The sequence below is a fragment of the Nocardiopsis sp. NPDC101807 genome (assembly GCF_044766605.1).
Taxonomy (GTDB): Bacteria; Actinomycetota; Actinomycetes; order Streptosporangiales; family Streptosporangiaceae; genus Nocardiopsis; species Nocardiopsis tropica.
Map to the genome: position 1 here is coordinate 2,333 of NZ_JBIWMK010000001.1, position 19,386 is coordinate 21,718.

The window sequence follows — 19,386 nt, forward strand, 5'->3', positions numbered from 1 at the left end:
CCGGGCCCCCCCCCCCCCCCCGCGGGCCGGGCGCCCCGGGCCCGCCCCCCCCCCCCCCGGGGGGGGGGGGGGGGGGGCCCCCCCCCCCCCCCCCCCCCCGGCGGGCCGCCGGCGCCGCGTCACAGCGGGGGCAGGGCGGCGTGGCGCAGCGCGCCCACCCACATCTCGTCCCCGGCGAACCGGCCCGCCGGGTAGCGCTCCAGCGCGCAGTGGTAGTGCTCGTGCCAGGCGTCGTGCAGGACCACGACCGTGTCCGGGCCCAGGTGCTCGGAGGCCGAGAGCAGGCACCGCCGCCGCATCCGCCCGTCGACGAACACCACGTCGAACGGTGCGCGTCCGGCCGGGTAGTCCACGTAGGCGTCCAGGTCCACCGCGCGGTCCGCGAGGTTCTGCGCGGGCCGCAGACGCGTCCGGTTCCAGCAGACCGCCGTGACGCGGCCCGTTCCCGGCGGCCCGGGGACGGTGAGGACGGCGTCGTCGTCGGGGTAGCGCACCTCCGATCCGGGACGTTCCGTGAGCGGGGGCAGCACGTGTTCGTCGAAGAACGCCCTGTCGTACTCCAGGGCCGTCCACTCGTGGGCCACCCCGCGCTCGGCCAGCACCCGTGTGAACTCCACGGTGCTCTGGCCCGACCCCCACTCCAGCACGCGCAGCGGTCCGTCCCGCCGCGCGGCGAACTCCAGGACCGCCAGGAGGAGTTCGCCGTCCCCCAGGCTCATCCACGCGTGGGGGCTCCGGGCCTCGCGCCAGGCCCCGGGCCGCAGTCCGCTCGCGTCCATCCGCCGCTCCTCGTCTCGTTCAGGCCAGTACCAGCAGGTCGATCCGGTCCGTCACCGGCTCGTAGACGCCGGTGCGCCGCTCGCGCCCGGCCGCGGCCCTCAGCCGCTCCGTGCCGCGCGCGAACTCGGCGTCGCTCAGGCAGCGCAGCATCCCGTCCCCGTCCCTGCGGATCCGGGCCGCCAGCGCGGTGCAGGAGTCGGCGAAGGGCTCCTCCACCGGCACCGTCTCCCTGGGCGTGAAACCGGCGTCCGCGAACACGGCCAGCGTGTGGGCCAGGGTCGGCCGCCCGTGCGCGGCGCGCACGCCCTCGGGGAAGAACCTCGCGTAGGCGCGGGTGTGCGCGAACTCCGGGAACGCCTCCCGCACCAGGACCGGCGCCCCCGGCGCCAGGACCCGGCGCAGCTCGGTCGCCGGCGCCGCGAGGTCGTCCACGTGGTGCAGTACCCGTGAGAGCCAGGCCGCCGCCGCGGCCCCCGGCGCCAGGGGGAGGGCCTGGGCGAGTCCGGCGACGAGGACCGCGTCCGCCCGTCCGGCGCGGGCCGGGGCCGCGGGGGCGGGGTCCACGCCCACGACGGGCCTGCCGCTCCAGCGCGCCAGGGCGTCGGCCCAGTCCCCCGTCCCGCAGCCCACGTCCAGGACCGGGCCCGGGCCCAGGCCGTGCAGGTGGCGGGCCGCCCGCTCCCACACGGCGGGCGGGCCTCCGGTGCGGTCACGGCCCGACGGGCCTCGCGTGTCGGTCACGTGGCCCCCTTCCCGGAGCGGCGTTCCCGTCCCGGACGGCGAACCGGCCCGGGGCGGCGCTCCCGCCCGGGACGGGCGCCGCCCCGGGCGTGTACGGTGCGCCCATGGACGCCTCCTCCTGGGACGCCGCCCTCGACGCCTGGCGGCCGCCCGCTCCCCCGGTGTCGGCGCAGGTCCGGGAGGCGGCTCTCCAGACCGCCCTGACCGACGACGCCGACGCCACCGGATCGCCGTCCTTCGCCCTGGCGCGCCGGGCCCTGTCCGGCCGCGCCTCGGTGCTCGACGTGGGATGCGGCGCGGGCCGTGCCTCGGTCGCCCTGGCCGCCGACGCCCCGGGGACCGCGCTGACCGGGGTGGATCCCAGCGCGGCCCTGCTGGGGGCGTTCGCCGCACGCGCACGCGGGGCCTCGGTCCCGGTCCGCACGGTCCTGGGGGCCTGGCCGGAGGCCGCCGCGCGCACGCCCTCCGCCGACGTCGTCGTGTGCCACCACGTGCTCTACTACACCGCCTCCCTGGTGCCGTTCGCCCGCGCGCTCACCGACCGGGCGCGGCGGCGCGTGGTCGTGGAGATCCCCTGGGAGCACCCCCACGCCTGGATGCGCCCCCTGTGGTCGGCGCTGGGGGCGCCGGAGCGCCCCGACCCGCCGACCGCCCCGGGGGCGGCGCGCGTCCTGCGCGACCTGGGCCTGCGGGTGCGGGTCGAGGGGTGGACCGACGGCGCCGACCCCTGGCGCGGCCGGGAGGAGGCCCTGGTGCGCCACGTGTGCGACCGGCTGGGATCGTCCGACACCGACCGCGTCCGCGCCCTGCTGGACGAGTACGGCCTGCCCCCGCGCGGCAGGCGCACGGCCACGCTGTGGTGGCCGGCGCCCTGACCGCCGGCTCATCCGCCGGAGATGCACGGCAGGACGTGGATGCGGCTGCCGGGCGGGACCGGGACCTGTGCCAGGCTGCTGCTCCGCAGGTTCTCCTCCTCCAGGAAGACGTTGACGTGGCGGCGGATGCGGCCCTGTTCGTCCCGGATGCGCCCGTGCAGCGCCGGGTAGTCCGCCAGCACGCGGGCGAACACCTGCTCGGCGTTGGCGTCGGCGGGCACGTCGATCGACAGTGTCCCCCGGCCGCCCGCGAGATCGCGCAGCACACCGGGGATGAGCATCTGGACGGCCATCGGGGGCCTCCTTCGGTCAGTGGCGCAGGGCGCGCAGGGTCAGGACGTCGGGCAGGTGTTCGGCGACGGTCTCCCACGAGTCGCCGTCGTCGAGGCTGGCGTAGACCTGGCCGCCGCGCGTGCCGAGGTAGACGCCGGCCGGGTCCCCGTCGTCGGTGCTCAGCGCCTCGCGCAGCACCGACGGGTAGAAGTGCTGCTGCGGCAGCCCCTTGACCAGCGCCTCCCACGTGAGCCCCGCGTCGCGGGTGCGGTAGGGGCGGCACCGGGCGTCGGGGGAGATCCTCTCGGTGTCGGCCACCAGCGGGTAGACGTAGAAGGTGCCGGGTCTGCGGGGGTGGGCCACGACCGTGAAGCCGAAGTCGGCGGGCAGGCCCTCGCCCGCGGGGGACCACGTCGCCCCCTCGTCGTCGCTGCGGTACACGCCGAAGTGGTTCTGCAGCATCAGCTGCTCCGGCGCGGTCGGCACGCGGGCGATCTTGTGGACGCACTGTCCGTACACCGGGTAGCGCACCGGCAGCGACGTCGACTCGATGCCCTCGTTGGAGGGGTTCCAGGTGCGGCCGCCGTCGTCGCTGCGGTAGACCCCGCCCGCGGCGATGCCGATCGTGAGGCGGTCGGAGTCGTCGGGGTGGGTGAGCACGGTGTGCGTGTACAGGGCCCCGGCCTCGGGGATCCAGTCGATCAGCGCCTGGCGTTGCGGGTGGTCCCACAGCTCGCGGACCAGGTGGAAGCTCTCCCCGCCGTCCTCGGAGCGGAAGAGCGCGGCGGGCTGGGCCCCGGCGTACACCAGGCCGGGGCGGTCCGGGCCCGCCGGGCGGATGTCCCACAGCCGCACGAGGGAGGCGCCGGTGTCGGCGGGGAAGGCCACGGCGGCCTTGGGGCTCTCCTGCCAGGTGGCTCCCAGGTCGTCGGAGCGGAACAGGCCCGGGCCCCAGTGGCCGTGGCTGGTGCCCACCAGGATGCGGGGCGTGCTCGGGCGGGCGTCGACGGCCAGGCAGTGGATGGACTGCATCAGCAGGCGGGGGCCCTCCAGCTCCCAGGGGCTGGCGCCGTCCAGCGTCCGGTGCGCCAGGAACAGCCCTTTGCGGGTGCCGATGACCAGGGTCACCTTTTCCATGGGGTCATGCCTTTCTGCCGGGGGACGATCGGTGCCGGCCGCGGGGGCCGGCGGACGGGCGCGCCGCGGCGGTGCGGTGGAGGTGTGCGTCGATGAGGAACGCCCCGCGGTCGGCGCCTCCGGCCGAACGGATGAGGGAGCGCATCCGCGCCACCCGCTCCCGCGTCCCCTGATCGGTCGCCAGGAGGTCGACCGCGGCACGCAGCCTGTCGGGGGTGACTCCCCCGGGCGGCAGCCGGACGCCGAGGCCCAGCTCCTGGACCCGGCGCGCGACCGCGTCCTGTTCGGGGGTCTGGGGCACCGCCACGAGGGGCACGCCCGCCGCGAGGGCCTCCATGGTCGAGCCCATGCCCGCGTGGCAGACCATGACCCGGGCGTGGGCGAGCACCGAGGGCTGCGGGACGCGGGCGTGGACCTCCACGTTGGGCGCGCCCCGTCCCAGTTCGCCGGGGGAGACACGCTCCCCCACGGCCAGCACCGCGTGCCATCCCGTGCCCCGCACCGCCTCGACGCAGGACCGGTAGAACGCGGGACGCCGGTTGTAGAGGGTCCCCAGCGCCACCAGGAGCACGGGGCCCGCGTCCGGCGGCGGTCGCCACGGGGTCCGGGCGCGCCCCCGTGACAGGCACGGGCCGACGAAGGCGAACGCGTCGGGGGAGAAGGTCTGCGCCGCCTGGTGGAAGGCGCGGGGCTGGAGGACGAGGGACAACCGCTCCCGTGGAGCGAGCAGGGCCCCGACCCGGTCGCGCGCCAGGCCGTGGTCCGCGGCCAGGCGCACCAGCGCCGGGTCCGGTCCGGCGGGGGGCAGCCCGGCCAGGTCCGGGTAGCGCTCGGCCAGGAGCGGCGCGAGGCTGAAACCCGGGCTCGTCGCGACCCCCGTGAACACCTGGACGCCGGGGACCCCCCACAGCGCGGTGAGCACCCGCGCGGCCGGACCCACGGCGGTGTCGTAGACCACGGCTCGCGGGGGGCGCCGGCCGGGACGGGCCAGTACCGCCCGGACCTGCGCCACCGCCTCGCCGGCCAGCATCGCCCTCAGCTCCAGGGCGTCGGCCGCGGTGCGCGGGGCCGGCAGGGCGGCGGGGACCGGCCAGGTGGTCGGATACGCGAGCGGCCGGGCGCCGCTCGCCCGGACCGCGTCGGCGAACTCCTCCGAGGCCGGGAACTCGACGGGAAGGCCCCGGGCGACGAGGCTCTCGGCCAGCGCCAGGGCCGGGATCATGTGGCCGTGGGCCGGGATGCCGGCGAACAGGACCGGCCCGTCCCGCACCCGTCAGCCCTCCGCCGGGGCGTACGGCGACGCGCCCGCGGTCGTCGTCCGGTGCAGGACCCGGGGCAGCCCCGGCGGCAGGTCGCCGGCGCGGTGCAGCACGCGGGAGTTGTCCCACACCACGACGTCGCCCCGGCGCCAGCGGTGCCGGTGGACGAACCGCTCCCGGGTCGCGTACTCGTGCAGTTCGGCGACGCCGACGGTGACCGGCTTCCCGTCGGGGCGGTGAAGGCTGGCCACGCACAGTTCGTTGAGGTAGAGCGCCGGGGTCCCGGACTCGGGGTGGGCCCGCACCAGCGGGTGGACGGTCGGGGGGTACTTGCGGGCGTACCCCTGTTCCAGGGGGGCGCCGTGCGCGCGGGAGCGGAGCCGGGCCACGGTGTCGTACGAGTGCACCGCCTCGGCCCCGTCGATCACCGTGCGCCACTCCCCGCTCAACTCCCGGTAGGCCGCCGTCATGTCGGCGAACAGGGTGTCCCCGCCCTCGTCGGGCACGACGTCGGCCCTCAGGACGGTGTACCGCGTCGGCTCGGGCAGGAAGGACCGGTCCGAGTGCCAGTGGGTGTTGCCGACCACGGGGGTGGCCCCCGCGTTGCGGACGACCAGGATGTCGGTGCTCTCCGGGTGGTGGTTGCGCATGTCCGTCACGATCTCCGGGGGACCCAGAAGGCGGGTCAGCGCCACCTGCTCGGTCGGCGCCAACTCCATTCCGCGCATAATGACGACGGAATACGAAAGGAGCGCCTTCTTGACCACGTCACCGTCGCGACCTGCCAGGATCTCTCGATTGTCCCCCACTGCCTCGGCAACGAATCCAGGCCTGATCTCCCTGATTTCCAACGGAAAGCCTCCTTGAATGCGTAGGGCCCGACAAACCTTATATGAGGCAGGAAAGAAACCATGGGTCACCGTCCCGACACAAAATTATCACCAGGATCACCGGTTTCTCCACGGGAAAATCCCTGGTCGATATTCTTCACTTGCGCCCCACCGGAGACCACACATCCCAGCAGCACCGCTCTGCGGTCCCCAATCCCCGTCGACCACGGGGAAACAGACGACCACCACCCGGGGAACGACTTCGGGCCAATTCCCGCGCAGACGAGTAGGGATTGACGATGAATTCCCTTACCAGACTTCAGACGGCAACAAAAGGGAAAGAAGCCGCCGAAAAATCCCGGCGCGTCGGACAAACGCAGGAAACGCGTCCGTCACGTATTTCCGGGGTGCGTCACGGCAGCCGGTAGCCGAGCCGTTCCGCGTGGTCCCGCACGCGGTCGCGCGTCGCCATCGCCGCGAACCGGCGGGCGACCTCCGCGTCGCCGGGCATGACGCGGGGCCTCCTCCCCACCGCTCCGGGACGGTGGATGCGCCGGCCCAGGACCGAGCGGTCGAGGGAGCCCGCGGCCAGGCCCAGATGGGCCTCCAGTGCGTCCACCGCGCCGGCCCGGTCGGCCCGGACCGACGCCAGCTCCTCGTAGGACAGGCGCAGCAGCCAGGGAGGGTCGGCGCCCTCCGTGTGGAAGGAGTCGACCACCGTGAGCCAGTTGCCCATCGCCTCCGCGGTCAGGCCGGGTGTCCACCGGGGAACCTGTTCCTCCCAGGACAGGAGGGACCTGAGCACGTCGAGGGGGTGTCGGACCAGGTGGACGACGCGCGCCCCGGGGTACAGGTCCACGAACCACTCCGCGAAGGGGCGCCCCAGACGAACCTCCTTGAACCCCCAGCGCGCACCGGCCCAGCGCCGGGGGGCGTCGGCGAACGCGGTGTCGAACCACGCCCGCGCGGCGGAGCGGTAGGACTCCACCGGGGGGAGCACCACGGCGATGAACCCGGGCGGGCCCGCGTGCCCGACCTCCGCCGCGGCCTCGTGCGAGCGGTGGTCGCTGAGCGCCCGCATCGCGAGGTCGGCGTCCCGCAGTGCGAGGATGCCGGGTCCGGGCTCCCCCCACACCCACAGGTCCGGGCCGGAGGAGGCGACGCGCTGGAGGAGGGTGCTCCCCGATCTCTGGCCGGAGCACAGGAGCAGGACCGGCCCTGGGACGGCCGGGTCCTCCGCCGCCTGCGATCCGTCGCGGGGTGGGGGGTTCGCACGCATGTGCGTGCTCCTTCCCGGTCTTGCGCCGGGCGACACACGGGCCGGCGCCCGGGCCGGACGCCGACGCCTCCGGCACGGCTCCCGTACCCGCCCGGCGGTGGCCGCCGGTGCGGCGACCCGCCGTCCGACCGCCGGGTCGGGGCAGGGGCGGGGAACGCGCCCCCGACGCCTTCGGAGCGGGCGGCGCCGGGCGCGCGGGCCGCGCACCAGGGGGCGGGGCGGGCACGGAGCCGGCCGCTCCCGCGGTGGCGGGACCCGGTCAGGCGGTGGCGCGGCGCATGTGGACCAGCGGGAACGGGCGTCCCTCGCCGTCCACCGGGGAGCGGCCCGTCTCCTCGAACCCCTGTGCGGCGTAGAAGCCGCGCGCGGAGGGGTTCTGCTCGTTGACGTCCAGGGTGAGGACCGGGTGGCGCTCCGCCGCCCAGGCCAGCAGGGCGCGGCCCACGCCGCGGCCCCGGGCGTCGTCGTGGACGAACAGCATGTCGATGTGGTGGCCGTCCAGGCCGATGAAGCCCACGGGGCGGCCCCCGGGGTCCACGGCGACGTGGACGTCGTGGCCGGGGAGGTAGGAGTCCAGGATCCTCGCCTCGTAGTGGTCGACGTCCTCCGGTGTCAGGAAGGCGTGCGTGGCGACGACGGCGCTGCGCCAGATCTCCGCCAGGGCGGGGTGCTCGTCCGCTCCCGTGGACGGGCGTACAAGGACGGTGAGAGAAGAGGGCATACGCGCACCGTACCGGTACCGCCCCCGCACGTCACGGGGTTATCCGCCGCTCCGCGCCGGGCCCCGTGGCGGAGCGCACGCGGGGGCGTGCGGGGGCGCGGGGGCGGACGGTGAGAGTGCGGACGCGCGGAGCGCACGCGGGGGCGCCGGGGCAGAGGTCTACCCTGGCGGGGTCCCGAAGGCCGGACGGACTCCCCGTGCCGGCGCCCCACCCCCTGGAGACCCCGACCCCCTGGAGACCCCATGCCCTTCGGCCGCCTCACCGTCCCCGCCTGTGTCGGGGCGCTCCTCCTGACGGGCGCCTGCGCCAACGTCCCCGGCGTTCCGGCGGCCGGGCCCGCCGGGGGGTCGGCCCCCGAGGCGTCCCCCGTCCCCGAGGGGAGGGGAGGCGACGTCGCGGACGACGTCAACGGCGACGGCTTCCCGGACCTCCTCTTCCTGAGCTCCTACACCGAGGACGGGGGCGGGGACGGCCTCGAATGGGACCTGCGCCTGGTGGTCGTTTACGGCTCGCAGAACGGCCCCGAGCCGACGACCCGCGCCGTCTTCGGTCCCGGGACCGTGGGGGCCGCGGCCTCCGTCGGCGGGGGGAACCGCCTGCGGCCGGGCACCGCCGACCTGGACGGGGACGGCTACGCCGACGTCCCCGTGTTGACCGGCTCTCCCCCCGGCAGCCTCGGGGCGAGCGTCTCGGCCGGCCGCCCCGGGATCGTCTGGGGCGGTCCCGCCGGCCCCGACCTGCGGGAGGAGCCCGGCCCGGTGTCGGTTCCCGGGGGTCCCTCCGGGGTGCCGGGTTCCCCGGCGGCGGCCCCGACCCCCGGCGACTTCGACGGCGACGGGCACGCGGACCTGGCCCTGGCGGAGGACTCCGCGACCGGCGCGGACACGGCCGGCCTGGTGGTGCTGTACGGCCCGTTCGACCGGGAGGGCACGCCCGAGCGCACGGCCCGCAGACCGGTCGCCCCCTGGATCGGCGGACTCGTCGCCGCCCCCGCCGGGCCCGGCGGCGGTCCCGCCCCTCTGCTCGTCCGGCACGGCAGCGACGGCGAACAGCCCGCCAACACCCTGCTCGTGACCGGCCCCGGCGACCCCGGGGGGTGGGACGCCCTCGAACTGCTCCCCGGTTCTCTGTCCGCCTTCGGCGACTTCGACGGCGACGGGCAGACCGACGTGGCCGTCGGCGACGACGGGACCCGCAACGACGAGCCCGGCCACGGGACCGAGCCCGCCGAGGTCGACGGCAGGATGAACGTCTACCCCGGCCCCTTCGGCCCGCAGGCCCCCGAGCCCCTCCCCGTGCCGCTGGCACCGACCCCGACCGAGCGTTCCTTCAGCTACCACCAGCGCACGGTGGCCGCGTGCGACCTGGACGGGGACGGCGCGGACACGCTCGCGGTGGGGCTCGCCGGGCACGGCGTCGACCTGCTGGACGAGGACGGCGGGGGGTTCTCCGCGGCCGGGGACGCGCCCCTGGTGCGCAGCGGACCGGAGGACGGGCCGCAGGGCGCCGACTCCCCCGCCGCCCGGACGGCCGAGGCGTTCGCCTGCGCGGACCACGACGCGGACGGGGCCGACGAGCTGGTGCTGGCCTACGACCCGAGTGTGGACCGCTCCGCCCCGGTCCGCTGGTGGGTCACCGACGGGGACGCCGACGAGGGGGCGTTCGACAGCGGGGACTTCGGCGGCTGAGGCGGGCCGTGCTCCCGGGGGGCGGCCCGGGCTGGGATCATGCCCGCATGGCTTCCGCACCCGGCCCCTCGCGGCTCCCCCCGCCCACCGCCCCGCCGCTCCCCCGGCCCGCCCTGATGCTCCAGGAGTGGCGGGACGTCGCCTTCTGGCACTGGCCGCTTCCCCCGGAGGAGGCGGCCCCGCTCCTGCCCCCGGGCACCCGGCCGGACGTCTTGGACGGCGTCACCTACGTCGGCGCCGTCGCCTTCCGCGTGGCGCGCACCCGCCTGCCGGGAGGGGTACCCGGCGGCGGCTACGGCGAGGTCAACGTCCGGCTGTACTCCGTGGACGGCCTCGGACGGCGGGGGGTGGTCTTCCTGTCGCTGGAGGCCTCCTCCGCGCACACCGTCCTCGCGGGGCGCGCTGCGGCGGGGCTCCCGTACATGTGGTCGGACGTCTCCGTCTGCGCCGACGGAGACGGGGTGGCGTACGCGGCCCGGCGGCGCGTGCCCCGGTCCCCGGGCGGGGCCCGGGGCCGCTTCCACCTGCGGGTGGGCGACCCGGTCGGCGAGCCGTCCCCCTTCGAGCGGTTCGTGACCGACCGGTGGGGGCTGCACACACGCCACGCGGGCCGTACCCGGTGGGTGGCCGCCGCCCATCCGGCCTGGCGGCTGCACCGGGCGATCCCCCTCGGCTGGGACGAGACGCTCCTGGAGCGGGCCGGGATCACCCGGCCCGAAGACGTGCCGAGCGTGCTGTTCTCGCCGGGCACGGACACCCGGTTCGCGCCGGGCGGGGCCCTCCCCCGCCGCCGGTGACCCCGGTCCGCCTCGGGCGCCCGCCGCCGTGCCGTACGCGCGCCACCTTGCGCCACCGGTGGCCCCGGTCCGCCCCGCAGCGCCACGGCGGGTCGGGGCCGCCCGGTCGGAGGGCGGGGCCGCGGGCCCGGGGCCGCGGGGCGCCCGAAGCCGGTCCGCGCCCCCGGTCCGCGACCCCGGCAGGGTCCGGAACGGCCACAGGCCCGGGCGGCCCGCCGGTGAGGGCGGGCCGCCCGGTCACCGCGCGCGCCGGCCGGGCCGGGCCGTGCGGGTCAGCAGGCGTCGTAGAGGTAGTCCTCGTGCTCCGGCCCGACCAGGTCCAGGTCGCGCAGGATCATCCGGGAGGGCGCGCCCTCGGCCGCGCAGGCCTCGGCGAAGGTCATCCCCGCCTCCTCCAGGGCGTCGGGGTACTCCACCGCGATCACGTCGTCCCCGTAGACCCCGGTGTAGGCCGAGCACTCGCTCCAGACGGCGCAGTCCTCGGCCACGGCGAACTCGAAGCCGACCTCGTCCCTGCCCCGCAGGGTCACCTCGGCCGCGTTCTTCTGCCCGGCGGCCATGCCGTGGCCGTCGGCCAGGGCGACCAGCTCGGTGGCCAGGGCCAGGTTGTCGTCCTGGGTCAGCAGGCCCTGCGAGCGCAGGTCGGAGTCGAGGTTGTCGAACTCGACCGCGTCGAAGCCCTTCTCGGCGCAGGTGGCGATGGTCCCGGCGAGGATCTCGGCGATGTCGGACCGCTTGTCCTCGTCGGAGGTGTCCAGGATCCGCTCGGCCGGCCACCCCGGGTCCACGACCGGTTCGCCGGAGGCGTCGCGCAGGATGAGGTCGGGGTGCTCGAGGAGCCACCACTCCAGGTCGCCCGGCTGGGTCTGGAACCCGTTGACGTAGCAGATGGAGTACATGTCCGGCGCGGGTTCGGCCGTGGAGTCGCGGACCACCGTCCCCACCCCGGCGGGGGGCTCGTAGGAGGCGCCGAGCTGGTAGTCGAAGGTGCCTTCGGGGAAGCCCTCGGCGGCCCCGGTCGCGCTCTCGTCGGCGGTGTGGGCCCCGACGGCCTCGGCCTCGGTCTCACCCGGTCCGGCGCAGGCCGAGGCGGTGGCCACGGCGAGGAGGGCTGCGAGGAGTCCGCCGGGGGCCGCTCCCCGGATCCGTCGTGGTGCGGGCATGGAGTGTCCGTTCTGGTCGGGCGGGGGGTGTCCGCCGCGTCGTGGTGTCGTGCCGGGGAGTGTCCCCGGGCGGAGTGTGGTGCGCCTCCCGCCCGCGCGTCCAGTGTTCCGCGCCGGTCACCGTCGTGATCTTCCGCACTCGTGTTCGGACGGCTCCGGGAGGAGTCGGCCCCGGGGTGTGTCTCCGACCCGTCGGGGCGCCCCGGCCGAGGCGCCTCCCGCGCCTGTGACCTGGCCCTGCCCCCGGAGCGCCGCCGGAGGGGCTCGGCGCCGGCCGCCCCGGTCCGGCGGCGGCGCGCGGGGAGCGGCTTGACCGCCGGGGAAGTTGAATTTTGAACGAGTTGCAGCACAGTGTATCTTCGCCGTTTCCGAGCGTTATATCCGTTCTGCGTTCGACCCCCCGCGCTGCGCTCGGTCCCGCCTCCACCCGACTGCCAGAAGGTTCGCGATGAACAAGACCGGCCCTCCCAGTACCAGCCCGGCGTTGAGCGCCCTCCTCGCGGAGGTCCCCGGGGTCGAGAACGTGGTGCTCTGCACGGAGGGGGGCATGGTCCACACCCTGGCCCGGGGCGCCGACCGCCGCGGGGCGGACCAGCTCTCGGCCCTGGGCAGCTTCCTCTTCAGCGGCGCGGGGCGCATCGGCTCGCTGACGCGGTACGGCGCGGTCGACCACGTGGTGATCCGCCTCCGGGGAGGCGGGTCGCTGCTCGTGCGCCCGGTCGGCGAGTTCCTGCGGATCGTGATGCTGACCAGGGCCGACACACCCCTGCCCCGGGCCGCGGTCGCCCTGGACGGGCTCGTCCAGGCGCTGGAGGGGGCCCTCCCGGCCCGCCGGTAGCCCGCGTGCCGGGGGCCGACGCGCGCCGGTACGGTCGGCCCCCACCGGCCCGCGCCCTCCCCGGGCGCGGGCCGGTGGTGCGCCGTCAGGCCTTCCTGCCGACGCCGCCGTACTGGTCCACCTCCGCGGGCTGCCTGGCGCCCTCGACCGGGGGTCGCCAGCGGGTGACCGGGACCAGGCCCGGCTCCAGCACCTCCAGCCCGGCCAGGTAGCCGCCGATCTGCACGGGGCTGCGGGGGATGTAGGGCACGGCGCCGCTCTCGTTGTACTCGTCCTGGGCCGCGACGTTCTCCCGGCTGTGCACGTTGCTGCCCTCGCTCACCGTGAGGTGGCTGCCCGGGGGGAGCCCGGCCAGCAGCCGCCGCACGATGGAGACGGCCTCCTCGTAGTCCTGGACGTGGCCGAGGACGCCCAGGAGCATCAGGGAGACGGGTCGGTCCAGGTCCAGCAGCTCGCCCGCCTTCTCCAGGATCGCCTCGGGCTCGTACAGGTCGGCGTGGACGTACTGCGTGCGCCCCTCGGGGGTGCTCGTGAGCAGCGCCCGCGCGTGGGTGAGGACGAGCGGGTCGTTGTCCACGTAGACGACCCGCGCGTCGGGCGCCACCGACTGGGCCACCTCGTGGGTGTTGTTCGCGGTGGGCAGGCCCGTGCCCACGTCCAGGAACTGGCGGATGCCGACCTCGCCCGCGAGGTGGCGGACGGCGCGCTCCTGGAAGGCGCGCGAGGCCCGCGCCATCTGCGCGATACCGGGGAAGGCCTCCAGGAACTGGTCCCCCGCCTCGCGGTCGACCGGGTAGTTGTCCTTGCCGCCCAACCAGTAGTTCCACACCCGCGCCGAGTGCGGAACCGTGGTGTCGATCACCGGTTCCTGACCGTTCATGGGTCGCCCGCCTCACTGCCGTCGCTGTATCGGGGCCTTGATCCTACGGCCCGTTCGTCCCCTACATCCCTTACGTCACAGCGGTTTCGTGCGCTCCCCTTCCGCCCCGGCGGGGCCGCCGCCTCCGTCCGTCGCGGACCGGCCCCCTCCGGAGCGCTCCGCCCGGGGCGGCGGCTCCGCCGCCCGGCGGACGCGGACCCGCACCCGACACCCCGGGGGCCGGCGCACCGCCCCCGGGGAGCCCGGTGTCGGAGGACGTGGCGCGAAGACCCCGGACACTCACCACCCCACCTGCGACAATGGGCACATGCCGAGTCCGCTGACCCGTGTGCCGCCCCTCGTCCGCGCCCGCGAGGCGGGCGGGTACGCCTACCTCCTGGCGTGGGTCGAGACGCGCGCCGGGCTCCGGGCGCGGATCACCTGGGTGGAGCAGTACCGCGAGGAGCCCTACCAGTGGCGCTGGGAGGTGGCCGAGGTCCCGGCCACGCGGGTGACGCAGATGGCCGGGCAGTCCTACCAGGGGGTCCCGCGCGAGCGGCGCGTGAGCGGCTGACCCGCGGCCCCGCCGTCCGCGGACCGTCCCGGGCCGCCGCCCCATGGTCTAGAATTCGTACATAGGTTCGATTGTGTCGCTTCTTCCCCACCGGCACCAGACATGGGCCGAGGCCCGGCACACGGGGAGGGACCGCACATGCGGCACGGCGGCGAGCACACGGACTTCGCCCACCTGGGGGTCGCCTCCTCGTTCTCGGCCCACCACGGCGTCTCCCCTCCCGAGCGCCTGGCCGCCCGCGCCGCCGACCTGGGCCAGGACGTCCTCGCCCTCACCGACCGCGACGGCGTGTACGGCATGGTCCGGCACGTCGACGCCTGCCGGCGGGCGGGCATCCGCCCCGTGCTGGGCTGCGACCTCGCGCTGGACTCCCCCGACGGCGGCCGGGTCACCCTCCTGGCCCGGGGCCGCACCGGCTGGGCGGCCCTGTGCCGCCTCGTCACCCGCGCCCACGCCCGCACCCGTTCCGCCCCCGGGACCGGACACGGACCCCCGCCGGAGCACGGCCCCGGCCCCTCCGGCCCGCCGCGGGCCCCGGGCGCCCCGGCCCTCCCCCACACGGCCGTGGCCGACGACTCCTCGGGCGTGGTCGTGCTCCTGGGCCCGGACTCCGACGTCGGCGAGGCCGTCGCCCGGGAACGCCCCTCCCTCGCCCGGCGGCTGCTCGCCCGCTGGAAGGACGCGGCCGAGGTCGCGATCGCCGTGGCCGACCACGGCCTGCCCGGACAGCGGCGCACCGCCCGCGCCCTGCTGGCCCTGGCCGCCGAGACCCGCACCCTCGCCGTGCTCACCAACGCCGTCCGCTACCCCGTGGCGGAGGACGCCGAGGTGGCGCACGTCCTGGACCAGGCCCGGCGGTGGGCCCCCGGCGGCTCCCGGCCGGAGCCCGCCACGGACCGGGCCTACCTCAAGAGCGGCGCGGAGATGCTCGCCGTCGCCGACCGGCTGTGCGGCGGGGACACCGCCCGCGCCCGGCGCCTGATCGCCCACACCGCCGCCCTGGCCTCGTCCTGCGTCCTGGACCCCGCCGCCGACCTCGGCATGGGCGGCCTCCACCTGCCCTCCGTCCCCCACGCGTCCGACCGGCTCCTGCGGGCCTGCGAGGACGGCCTGGTCCGGCTCGGTCTGGGGCGCGACCCCCGCGCCCTGCACCGGCTGTCCCAGGAGATCGAGGTCATCGAGAACAAGCGCCTGCCCGCCTACTTCCTGACCGTCGCCGACGCCGCCGCCCGCATCCGCGACAAGGGCATCCGCTGCTCCATCCGCGGTTCGGGCACCGGCAGCCTGGTCAACCACCTGCTGGGCGTGTCCGCCGTCAACCCGCTGGACCACGGTCTGCTGATGGAGCGGTTCCTGGCCCACGGCCGCCCGGGGCTGCCGGACATCGACCTGGACGTGGAGTCCGCCCGCAGGCTGGAGGCCTACGACGCGGTGTTCGGCGCCCACCCGGACGGGACGGCGTGCGTGTCGATGACGGAGACCTACCGGGCCCGCAGCGCGCTGCGGGAGGTGGGGGCGGCCCTGCGCCTGCCCCCGCTGGAGGTCGACCGCCTCGCCAAGGCCTTCCCCCACCTGAGGGCGAGCGGCATCCGCGAGGCCGCCCGGGAACTGCCCGAGCTGCGTCGCTACGACGGCGCGGGCCTCGACGACCCCGCCACCCAGAACCTGTTCCGGCTGGCGGAGAGGCTGGACGGCCTGCCCCGGCACACGGCCATGCACCCGTGCGGCCTGGTCGTCTCCGGCGCCTCCCTGCGCGACCGCGTCCCGGTCGAGCCCACCCCGGCCGGCTACCCCGTGGTCCAGCTGGACAAGAACGGCGTGGAGCGGATGGGGCTCATCAAACTGGACGTCATCGGGGTGCGCATGCAGTCGGCGCTGGCCCACGCGCGGTCCGAGGTGGAGCGCACCACCGGCCGGGCGCCGGACCTGGAGGCCCTGCCCCGGGACGAGGCGACCTACACGATGATCGGGGCCTCGCTCACCCTGGGCTGCTTCCAGATCGAGTCGCCCGGCCAGCGCGAGCTCCTCAGCCGCCTGCGCCCCGCGGACATGGCCGACCTCATCGCCGACATCTCCCTGTTCCGCCCCGGTCCGGTCAAGAGCGACATGGTCACCCCCTACCTGTCGGCCCGCGACGGCGCGCCCCCGGCGCGGTCGCTCACCCCGCTCCTGGACGGCGTGCTCGCCGAGACCGGCGGGGTGGTGATCTGGCACGAGCAGATCATCGCCCTCCTGCACGCCATGACCACCTGCGGACCGGACCGGGCCGAGGCGATGCGCCGGAGGCTCGGCACGGAGCAGGGGCGCGCCGACGTGCGGGAGGAGTTCACCTCCATGGCCTACGACTGCGGGCACGACGAGGAGACCGTGGAACGCGCCTGGGAGGTCGTGGCCTCGTTCGGCTCCTTCGGGTTCTGCAAGGCGCACGCCGCCGCGTTCGCGCTGCCCACCTACCAGTCGGCGTGGCTCAAGCGGCACCACCCGGCCGCCTTCTACGCGGGGATCCTCACCCACGACCCCGGCATGTACCCGCGCCGCGTGCTGGTCGCCGACGCCCGCCGCTTCGGGGTCCCCGTCCTGGGCGTGGACGTCAACCGGTCCGAGCGCTCGTGGCGGGCCGAACGGGCGCCGGACGGCCGGTGGGGCGTGCGCGCGTCCCTGGCCGACGTCCGGGGCGTCACCGGGGCGGAGGTCGACCGGATCCTGGCGGAGCGGCCGTTCCTGTCGCTGCCGGACGCCGCGGAGCGGGCGCACCTGTCCCGCGAGGCGCTGGACAACCTGGTGCGGGTGGGCGCCTTCGACGTCCTGTCCGGGGTGGGCGGGGGGCCGGACGCGCCGGACGCCGTCCCGGGGCCGCGGGCGCCCGGCACGGGCGCGGAACGGCACGGGGCGGGCGCGGAACCGCCCGGCACGGGCGCGGGGCGGCGGGGGGCCGGGCCTCCCGACCGCCGCGACCTGCTCCTGCAGGTGTCCGCCCTGGAGAGGTCCCGCAGGACGCGGACCGACCGGGGGCAGCTCCCGCTGCCGCTGGAGGGCACGGCGCCGGCGCGGGGGTCGCTCCCGGCGACCACCGCGGACGAGCGGGTATCGGCCGAGCTGGAGGTGCTGGGCTACGAGGTGGAGCGGCACCTGCTCGACGGCTACGCCGACTTCCTCGCCTTCCTGGCGGTCCGCCACCGCCTGGTGCGCGCCCAGGACCTGCACCTGGTGCCCGCGGGTGAGGAGGTGCTGGTGGCGGGGGTGAAGGTGGCCACGCAGACCCCGGCGGTGCGGTCCGGGCAGCGGATCGTCTTCGCGACCGTGGACGACGCGACGGGGCTGGCCGACCTGACCTTCTTCGCGTCGGTGCAGCACCGGTGCGCGGCCACTGTGTTCTCCTCCCTGCTGCTGGCCGTGCGCGGCAGGGTGCGCCGGTCCGGGACGGGGCTGGCGACGCTGACCGCCTCCCACGCCCACGACCTGGCCGACCTGCACCGCGTCTGGGAGGAGGGGGGCGCCGACGCGCTGGCGGAGGCGCTGCGCGCGGACCCGTCTTCGGTCCCGCCGGGGCCGCCTCCGGGGCGGTCCGCCCCCGGCCCGCTCCCGGGGGCGGTGCGGCGCCGCCTGTGGCACGCCAGCCCCGGCAGCTCGGGGCGCTGACGCGGGGACCCGCGGTCCGCCTGCCGGGACCGGCACCCGGTCCCGCGCCCGGGACGTGCCCGCCCTCCGCCGCCGGGGCGGCGGGGCTCAGGGCAGGATCGAGTCGACGTACCCGCCGTCGACGCGCAGGGCGCCGCCCGTCGTGGCCGAGGCCAGGGGCGAGCTGAGGTAGACGACCATGTTCGCGATCTCCTCCGGTTCGATCAGCCGCTGGAGGAGGGACTGCGGCCGGTGCTCCCGCATGAAGACGCGCTGGGCCTCCTCCCACGGCAGGTCCCCGTCGACCATCTGGTGGACGAACTCCTCCACGCCGCCCGTGTGCGTGGGGCCCGCGATCACGGAGTTGACCGTGACCCCCGTCCCCGCGGCCTCCTTGGCGAAGCCCCGGGACACCGAGAGCAGGGCGGTCTTGGTCACGCCGTAGTGGATCATCTCGGCGGGGACGACCACCGCCGAGTCGCTGGCGATGTTCAGCACCCGGCCCCAGCCGCGCTCCTTCATGCCCGGCAGGAGCCCGCGCGTCATGCGCACCGCCGCGAGGACGTTGACCTCGAAGTAGTGCCGCCACTCGTCGTCGTCCACCTCCAGCGCGGGCCGGGCGCCGAAGATGCCGAGGTTGTTGACGAGGATGTCCGCGTGCTCCGCCGCGTCGAGGACGCGGCGCGCGCCCTCGTCGGTGGCGACGTCCCCCGGGGCCGCGACCAGGTCGGCCCCGGGGAGCTCGGCGCCCAGGCGCTCCAGGGCCCGGCCAACGGAGTCCCCGGTCCGGCCGTTGACGGCGACCCTGGCCCCGGCGCGGGCCAGGCCCAGGGCGATGGCGGAGCCGATGCCCTGGGTGGAACCGGTGACCAGCGCGGTCCTGCCGGACAGGTCGATACGCATGCGGGGGCTCCCTCCCCTCGGAAGGCGGCTCCGGTGGGGCGGAGCGCCGCACACGAAGGTAGTCGCGCGCGCGGCCCGCGCACAACGGCGACCCGCGGGCGCCGCCGGGCGGGCGCGGGGCGGACCCCGCTTCCCCCGGCGCCCCCGGGCGTCAGGCCAGGGCGCGCAGGGTCTCGGCCACCGGGGTGGTCGGGCGGCCGATCAGGCGGGACAGCTCACCACTGGTGGCGTCGAGCTCCCCGTCGCGGATGTTGGCGTCCAGGGCGACGACGAACCCGGCGGTGTCCTCGTCCAGCCCGGCCGCGGTGAGCGCGGCCAGGTGCTCCTCGGGGGTGAGGTCCTGGTAGACGACCTCGCGGCCGAGCACCGCGCCGAGGTCCCGGGCCAGTTCCGGGTGGGTCCAGGCCGTGTCGCCGGAGAGCTCGTACACGGCGCCGGCGTGGGCCCCCGGGGCGCGCAGGACGGCCGAGGCGGCCTCGGCGTAGTCCTGTCGGGAGGCGCTGGCGACCCGTCCCGTGCCGACGCTGCCGACGACGACTCCGCTCTCCCGGGCCCGGTCGATCTGCTGCCCGTAGTTCTCGTTGTACCAGCCGTTGCGCAGGATCGTGGCGGGGACGCCGGAGGCGGCGAGGACCTCCTCCGTGGCCTTGTGCTCGGGGGCCAGGACCAGGGTGGTGTCGGTGGCCCGTGGGGCGCTGGTGTAGACGATGTGCCCGATCCCGGCCTCCTTCGCGGCCTCCACGGCGTTGGTGTGCTGGGGCACCCGCCGGCCGACCTCGCTCCCGGAGATCAGGAGGAGGGTGTCGGCCCCCTGGAAGGCGGCCTTGAGCGCCTGCGGGTCGTCGAGGTCGGCGCGCGCGGTCCGCACACCGGTGGCGGCGAGCGCGGCCAGCCGGCCGGCGTCGCGCCCGGTCGCGGTGATCCGGTCGGCGGGGAGGCCGTGGGCCAGGAGGTCGGCGACGACGAGGCGGCCGAGGTGGCCGGTGGCGCCGGTGATGACGACGGACATGCGGGTCCTTCCGATCGCGGGCCGGGGGTTCCCGGCCTTCG

At 76.4% G+C, this 19,386-nt stretch carries 18 protein-coding genes; 6 read left to right on the top strand and 12 right to left on the bottom strand.

The genetic code is table 11. The annotated features are described in order from the left end of the window. Positions 1-119: 119 nt before the first annotated feature. Entirely contained in the window at positions 120-779 is a 660-nt protein-coding gene (locus ACIRPH_RS00015) for a hypothetical protein (RefSeq protein ID WP_402907298.1), read from the bottom strand. A 19-nt stretch (positions 780-798) separates the two neighbouring features. Next, positions 799-1,521, bottom strand: coding sequence for a class I SAM-dependent methyltransferase (locus tag ACIRPH_RS00020; RefSeq protein WP_402907301.1), 723 nt, complete (start codon positions 1,519-1,521; stop codon positions 799-801). 104 nt (positions 1,522-1,625) lie between these two features. Between ACIRPH_RS00020 and ACIRPH_RS00025 the strand changes: the two genes are divergently transcribed. Next, entirely contained in the window at positions 1,626-2,396 is a 771-nt protein-coding gene (locus ACIRPH_RS00025; protein WP_402907303.1) for a class I SAM-dependent methyltransferase, read from the top strand. Positions 2,397-2,404: 8 nt separating this feature from the next. Here the strand turns inward: ACIRPH_RS00025 and ACIRPH_RS00030 are convergent, their stop codons facing one another. The 6 genes from ACIRPH_RS00030 to ACIRPH_RS00055 form a co-directional block, all read right to left on the bottom strand. After that, entirely contained in the window at positions 2,405-2,689 is a 285-nt protein-coding gene (locus ACIRPH_RS00030; protein WP_402907306.1) for a MoaD/ThiS family protein, read from the bottom strand. A gap of 16 nt (positions 2,690-2,705) precedes the next feature. Then, entirely contained in the window at positions 2,706-3,806 is a 1,101-nt protein-coding gene (locus ACIRPH_RS00035) for a WD40/YVTN/BNR-like repeat-containing protein (protein ID WP_402907309.1), read from the bottom strand. A 4-nt stretch (positions 3,807-3,810) separates the two neighbouring features. After that, complete coding sequence (locus ACIRPH_RS00040) at positions 3,811-5,076, bottom strand: macrolide family glycosyltransferase (protein ID WP_402907312.1); 1,266 nt, start codon at positions 5,074-5,076, stop codon at positions 3,811-3,813. Between the two features lie 3 nt (positions 5,077-5,079). Continuing rightward, positions 5,080-5,985 carry a TauD/TfdA dioxygenase family protein gene (locus ACIRPH_RS00045; RefSeq protein ID WP_402907315.1) on the bottom strand — a complete coding sequence of 302 codons (906 nt, stop codon included), beginning with the start codon at positions 5,983-5,985 and terminating at the stop codon, positions 5,080-5,082. Between the two features lie 322 nt (positions 5,986-6,307). After that, positions 6,308-7,174, bottom strand: coding sequence for a sulfotransferase (locus ACIRPH_RS00050; RefSeq protein WP_402907318.1), 867 nt, complete (start codon positions 7,172-7,174; stop codon positions 6,308-6,310). Positions 7,175-7,433: 259 nt separating this feature from the next. Beyond that, positions 7,434-7,895 (bottom strand): acetyltransferase, encoded by a 462-nt coding sequence (locus ACIRPH_RS00055; protein WP_402907321.1) that lies wholly within the window; start codon positions 7,893-7,895, stop codon positions 7,434-7,436. A 243-nt stretch (positions 7,896-8,138) separates the two neighbouring features. Here ACIRPH_RS00055 and ACIRPH_RS00060 point away from each other — a divergent pair, with 243 nt between their 5' ends. Continuing rightward, positions 8,139-9,584, top strand: coding sequence for a VCBS repeat-containing protein (locus ACIRPH_RS00060; RefSeq protein WP_402907324.1), 1,446 nt, complete (start codon positions 8,139-8,141; stop codon positions 9,582-9,584). Positions 9,585-9,631: 47 nt separating this feature from the next. Next, positions 9,632-10,381 (top strand): YqjF family protein, encoded by a 750-nt coding sequence (locus tag ACIRPH_RS00065; RefSeq protein ID WP_402907327.1) that lies wholly within the window; start codon positions 9,632-9,634, stop codon positions 10,379-10,381. A gap of 272 nt (positions 10,382-10,653) precedes the next feature. Here the strand turns inward: ACIRPH_RS00065 and ACIRPH_RS00070 are convergent, their stop codons facing one another. After that, positions 10,654-11,544: an endo alpha-1,4 polygalactosaminidase gene (locus ACIRPH_RS00070; RefSeq protein ID WP_402907330.1), complete on the bottom strand. Its 891-nt coding sequence runs from the start codon at positions 11,542-11,544 to the stop codon at positions 10,654-10,656. Positions 11,545-11,992: 448 nt separating this feature from the next. On the opposite strand from ACIRPH_RS00070, the gene ACIRPH_RS00075 reads away from it, so the two are divergent. Next, a complete protein-coding gene (locus ACIRPH_RS00075; RefSeq protein WP_402907332.1) occupies positions 11,993-12,382 on the top strand; it encodes a roadblock/LC7 domain-containing protein in 390 nt (129 codons plus the stop codon). 85 nt (positions 12,383-12,467) lie between these two features. Here the strand turns inward: ACIRPH_RS00075 and ACIRPH_RS00080 are convergent, their stop codons facing one another. Then, positions 12,468-13,262 (bottom strand): SAM-dependent methyltransferase, encoded by a 795-nt coding sequence (locus ACIRPH_RS00080; protein WP_402907334.1) that lies wholly within the window; start codon positions 13,260-13,262, stop codon positions 12,468-12,470. Positions 13,263-13,569: 307 nt separating this feature from the next. Here ACIRPH_RS00080 and ACIRPH_RS00085 point away from each other — a divergent pair, with 307 nt between their 5' ends. After that, complete coding sequence (locus tag ACIRPH_RS00085; protein WP_267949766.1) at positions 13,570-13,815, top strand: hypothetical protein; 246 nt, start codon at positions 13,570-13,572, stop codon at positions 13,813-13,815. Positions 13,816-13,953: 138 nt separating this feature from the next. Continuing rightward, positions 13,954-17,454 carry a PHP domain-containing protein gene (locus ACIRPH_RS00090; RefSeq protein ID WP_402907337.1) on the top strand — a complete coding sequence of 1,167 codons (3,501 nt, stop codon included), beginning with the start codon at positions 13,954-13,956 and terminating at the stop codon, positions 17,452-17,454. Positions 17,455-17,541: 87 nt separating this feature from the next. Here ACIRPH_RS00090 and ACIRPH_RS00095 read toward each other — a convergent pair whose 3' ends face one another. Beyond that, positions 17,542-18,336, bottom strand: coding sequence for an SDR family NAD(P)-dependent oxidoreductase (locus ACIRPH_RS00095; protein WP_402907340.1), 795 nt, complete (start codon positions 18,334-18,336; stop codon positions 17,542-17,544). 151 nt (positions 18,337-18,487) lie between these two features. Next, positions 18,488-19,345 carry an SDR family oxidoreductase gene (locus tag ACIRPH_RS00100; RefSeq protein WP_402907343.1) on the bottom strand — a complete coding sequence of 286 codons (858 nt, stop codon included), beginning with the start codon at positions 19,343-19,345 and terminating at the stop codon, positions 18,488-18,490. Positions 19,346-19,386: the final 41 nt, after the last annotated feature.